This window comes from Streptomyces antimicrobicus (assembly GCF_020532625.1).
Classification (GTDB): domain Bacteria; phylum Actinomycetota; class Actinomycetes; order Streptomycetales; family Streptomycetaceae; genus Streptomyces; species Streptomyces antimicrobicus.
Window position 1 is genome coordinate 1 of the sequence record NZ_JAJAUY010000236.1, and the last position, 4,544, is coordinate 4,544.

Here is a 4,544-nt window from a genome sequence, read left to right on the forward strand (position 1 = left end):
GGCCCGGAACGCCGGGTACCGGCGCGCCGCCGCCCGGGGCACCGCCGTACGGCGCCGGGGCACCGGGCATCTGCCCCGGAAGAGCGGCCGAGCCGCCAAGTCCCTGCCCGGGAAGGGCCGCCGAGCCGCCCGGACCCTGCGACGGCACGGCCGCCGAGCCGCCCGCACCCTGCGCGGGAACGGCGGCCGGGGTGCCGGGGACCTGCCCCGGCAGGCCCGGCAGGGGCGCCGACGGGACCGGCGCGTCCGCGGCCGGGGACGCCGGCGAACCCCCGGCGGGGGTTGCGGAACCCCCGCCGACCGGCGGCCGGTGCGGCTCGAAGCCGCTGCCTTCCGGCAGGCCCGGGACGGACGCGGACGGGGCCGCGTTCTGCGTGTACCAGGCCGGCGGGGTGTAGTCGATGGTGAACTCGCCCGTCAGCTCGGGCTCCGCGTCGGACTGATCGTCCGTCGGGACGTCCCACGTCCCGCCGCGGCTCTCGTTCCGATCGCCGTTCACTGCGTCCTCCTGGTCTGGTCCAGCACTGCCCTGGGCGCGCACAGCGGCGCCACGCCCACGGTCAGCCTAATCGCGCCCGGCCGCCAAAGCCCGACCCCGTGCCGGTGGCCCGCGACACGGCCGGCCCCGCGACCCGGGCTCAGTCGATCCGCCGGGCCGCGCCCAGCAGCCCGGTCTCCGCCTCGGTCCCCTGGGTCATCACGAACCGGCGGTCCCGCTGGTTGCACCACAGCGTCACCCCGTCGCCCAGCGTCGGCAGCGAATCCACCGCCGCCCGGGGCAGGTTCATCAGCTTGCCGATCTGCTCGGCCTCGTCCGGCGACACCCGCTGCACCCCGACCAGCGACGACTGCTGCAACAGCCGCGGCGCCGTAGGACTCAGGTACGGCAGCAGCGTCAGCACCGACTGCCACGGTCCGGCCACCACCCGGCCGCGCGGCGGCCGCATGCCGCAGTCGCGCACGACGAGCACCGGGCTGCCGGCCGACGCGCCCTGCGGCGGCACCCGGCCCACCTCGTGCAACGTGACGCACTGCTGGCCGCCGCCGGCCGCCTGCGCGAGCGCCGACCACACCTGCCCGCGGCCTGTCTCGACCGCCACCCGCGCCCCCGTCGCCGCCGCGCGCAGCGCCAGCACCTGGGCCGTCCACAGGCCGCCGATCAGCGTCACCTCGTACGGCGTGGACCGGTTGACGCCCAGCACGGCCGGCCGGCCCTCGGCGTCCACGCCGATGACCACCCCGTCGTCCCCGACGGGCAGCGCCAGGCCGTCCAGTTCCTCCGCGAGCACCGTGTGCCGCTCCCGGCGCGGGCCGACCAGTCCGTAACCCATCCTCATCGCGCGCCTCCCAGCGGCAGCGAAGCCAGCACCCCGGGCAGCTGTTCGCGGTCGAGCCGCACCAGAGCGGTCTTCACGCCGCGGGCCGTGCGCTCCAGCTCGCGCCGCGCGGCGACCAGTTCCTCGTCGCTGCGCCCGGTGATCCGGACGTGGCCGGTCACGGTCACCCCGTGCCGGTCCGCCGGGGCCAGGGTCAGGCTGAAATTGGTGGCCAGGGCCGGCAGCGACGTCAGCAGCGCCACGAAGTGCGGCAGCGGGGCCGCGCCGCCGCCCAACTGCGGCCAGCGCGCGATCCAGTACGTCGTGTGCCGGCGGTCGTCGCAGCGCCAGGTCCGCGGCGTCTCCTCCGTACGGCGCCCGGGCGAGCCCGAACGGCCCGACGCGCGGCCCGCCTGGGTGATGGCCATCGGGTTGGCGCACGAGGACGTCGCCAGCGCGGCCGTCAGCTCCTGCTCGGTCAGCACGGTCGCCCGGAACCCGGCCCCGGCGAGCCGGCTGGCCAGCTGGTCCGCCGCGCGCACCACGCACCGCTGCGCGCCTTCGAGCCCGCCGCCGCGCGCGGCGACCGCCTCCGGGCACAGTTCGGGGTCGAGCTTGAGGGCGATCCACGTCAGCCGTACCGCCGGCGTGCCGGTACTGGCCTGCAGCGGGGCGTAGTTGCGGGTGGCCATCGACTGGGCCGGCAGGTGCGGCGCCGGGGCGGGCTGCGTGTGCTGGACCAACTGGGCCGACTCCAGCCGGATGCCGTCGACCTCCAGCACGTCGCGGACCAGGCCCAGCGGCAGCGGCCGGGCGGCCCGGTCCTCGCGCAGCGCGGTCGCGTCGGAGTCCACCTGCACCAGCACCGTCAGGAACGTCCCGTCCCCGATCATGCCCACGGGCCGCCGGTCGCGATCGCTGAACGTGTACGTCCGCAGCGCCGGATCGGCCTCCACCACCGGCGCCAGCCCCGGCTCGGTCCCCGGCGGCACCACGAGCGAGGCGGCCCGCCGCCGCCGGGCCCGCAGCGCCAGCGCGGAGCCGATCCACTCGGGCAGGGACCGCTGGTGGCGGCGTACGACGGCCAGCACGACGAGGACGGCGGCCACCACGCCCGCGGGCACCAGCAGCAGCATGTCCAGCACCCAGGCCACCAGCAGCAGGGCCGCGGCCACCTGGAGCAGCACGAGTTGTTGCAGTCGGAACGGACCGAAGCGGCCCGGGCTCGACCTGGGATGCGGCGTCACCCCGCCCTGCGGCGGTGCGGCCGCCGCCGTACGGCGGCGCGTCGCGGTGGCCATCACTGGTGCAGTTCCCCTTCCCGGGTCCGGACCCCGAACGTCCCGGCGGCGCACGGCACATCGCCGCGACCCGCCTGAACCTCCCCAATCCACCCGAACAAGCCCTGATTACCCCGGTACGGAAGGCAGTGAGCGGCTGCCTCACCCTACCCGCCCCATGGGCACCGTCCGTCAACAGGCATAGTAGGTGGCCGGTCCGACGATCCAGGCCCGGGGACCGTACTCACCGACCGGGCCGTGCGGGGAGAAACAGGCGGTCATGGCATCACGACGTGATGAGCTCAACGCGTACACCTTTGCGAAGCGGCGTACGGTGGCAGCGTTCCTCCAGCCGTCCGCCACCGGCACCGAGGAGGGCGCCCCGCGCCCGCTGCGCGCGGTCGTGCCGAGCATGGTCACCGGTGCCGTGATCCTGGCGGCGTTCGGCGGTTGGGGCATGCTCAAGCCCACCGCCCCCAAGGGCTGGGACGAGCCCGGCGCCCACGTCATCGTCGGCAAGCGCTCCACCACCCGCTACGTCGTGCTGACGACGAAGGTCAACGGCAAGGACCAGAAGCGCCTGCACCCCGTGCTCAACCTGGCCTCCGCCCGGCTGCTGCTGGACCCGCAGAAGTACAAGGTCGTCACCGTCGACGACACCGTCCTCGACAGCGGCAAGCTGCCCCGGGGCCCCATCATCGGCATCCAGTACGCCCCCGACCGGCTGCCCTCGGACAAGGACGCCGGCACCGCCAAGCGCTGGGCCGTCTGCCAGAAGCCCGGCGGCAACGGCCAGAGCGTGCAGACCGCGACCTTCGTCCTGGCCTCCCGCGAGGCGGGCCTGATGGACGACCAGCGCAAGCTGGCCGACGGCCAGGTGCTGTACGTGCAGAGCACCGGCGAGGCCAAGGACCGCTACCTGGTGGACGCCGTCGGCACCAAGTACAAGTTCCCCGAGGGCCCCGCGGGCTCGGCCGCCGCCCAGGACGCGCAGAAGCTCACCAACGCCCTGGTCGGCAGCGGCACCCCGCAGCCCGTCTCCGACCAGTGGCTGGCCACCCTGCGCGACGGCGAGCCGCTCGGCTTCCCGCAGCTGCCCGGCTCCGTCGGCGCGGACGCCAAGGTCCCGGGCCTGGTCACCGCCGAGAACAAGGTCGGCATGGTGCTGCGCGCCCAGACCGGCTCCGGCCCGCAGCACTACGTGGTGCTGCCCGGGAAGGTCGCCCCCGTCTCGGACTTCACGGCGTGGCTGCTCATCAACGCCCCCGCCACCGACACCCTGAACATGAAGGGCAAGCCGCGCGAGGTGGACCTGCAGTCCCTCGTGCCGGACGCGACCCCCTTCAAGGGCGAGGCGCGCTGGCCGCTGAAGAAGTCCACGCAGATCAACCACACCGCCGCCCCCGGCACGGCGGCCCCCGCCGGCGGCCAGGGCGGCACCGACCGCGACACGGTCTGCAACGTGCTGCGCTCGGTGGACGGCTCGGGCAACCCGACGATGAGCACCTGGGCCGGCTCCGGCTTCCCCGTCGACATCACGGCCACCGGCTCCAGCTCGTACGTCACGCCCGGCTCCGGCCTGCTCTACACCCAGGTCCAGGGCAAGCAGGGCACCGCCGGCGGCACCCTGTTCCTGGTCACCGACACCGGTCTGCGCTACGCCGTCCAGGCCAACGGCGACTCCGACGCGGAACGCTCGGGCATCGGCGCGGCCGACCCCAAGAAGGACAGCTCCGACGGCCGGCCGGAGGCCAGCCAGGCCCAGCTGCGGCTGGGCTACGGCACCGTGGTGCCCTCGCTCGTGCCCATCGCCTGGTCGGAGTTCCTCTCCAAGGGCCCGCGCCTGGACACCAACGCCGCGCGTCAGCCGCAGGGTTCGTGAGGCCGCCGATGCCGAAGACACCCCGCACCGCCGCACGCCGCACCGCCGCACGCCGCAGCGCCGCAC

At 75.2% G+C, this 4,544-nt stretch carries 4 protein-coding genes; 1 reads left to right on the top strand and 3 read right to left on the bottom strand.

The features are described 5' to 3' along the window. The 3 genes from LG632_RS29565 to eccE all read right to left on the bottom strand — a co-directional run. On the bottom strand, positions 1–499 hold a 499-nt coding region (locus LG632_RS29565), incomplete at its 3' end, for an SCO5717 family growth-regulating ATPase (RefSeq protein WP_308109444.1). A gap of 139 nt (positions 500–638) precedes the next feature. Beyond that, positions 639–1,337 (bottom strand): hypothetical protein, encoded by a 699-nt coding sequence (locus LG632_RS29570; RefSeq protein ID WP_226731005.1) that lies wholly within the window; start codon positions 1,335–1,337, stop codon positions 639–641. After that, complete coding sequence (eccE, locus tag LG632_RS29575; RefSeq protein WP_226731006.1) at positions 1,334–2,617, bottom strand: type VII secretion protein EccE; 1,284 nt, start codon at positions 2,615–2,617, stop codon at positions 1,334–1,336. Before eccE ends, LG632_RS29570 begins: the two co-directional genes overlap by 4 nt. 259 nt (positions 2,618–2,876) lie before the next feature. Between eccE and eccB the strand changes: the two genes are divergently transcribed. Further along, the gene (gene eccB / locus LG632_RS29580) at positions 2,877–4,478 is read left to right on the top strand and encodes a type VII secretion protein EccB (RefSeq protein ID WP_226731007.1); all 1,602 of its coding nucleotides are present in this window, start codon (positions 2,877–2,879) and stop codon (positions 4,476–4,478) included. Positions 4,479–4,544 lie beyond the last annotated feature (66 nt).

What these genes read in the sequence shown, in the direction of transcription:
- LG632_RS29570 (WP_226731005.1), bottom strand. Translation starts at nt 1,337, where the DNA reads ATGAGGATGGGTTACGGACTGGTCGGCCCGCGCCGGGAGCGGCACACG.
- eccE (WP_226731006.1), bottom strand. Translation starts at nt 2,617, where the DNA reads ATGGCCACCGCGACGCGCCGCCGTACGGCGGCGGCCGCACCGCCGCAG.
- eccB (WP_226731007.1), top strand. Translation starts at nt 2,877, where the DNA reads ATGGCATCACGACGTGATGAGCTCAACGCGTACACCTTTGCGAAGCGG.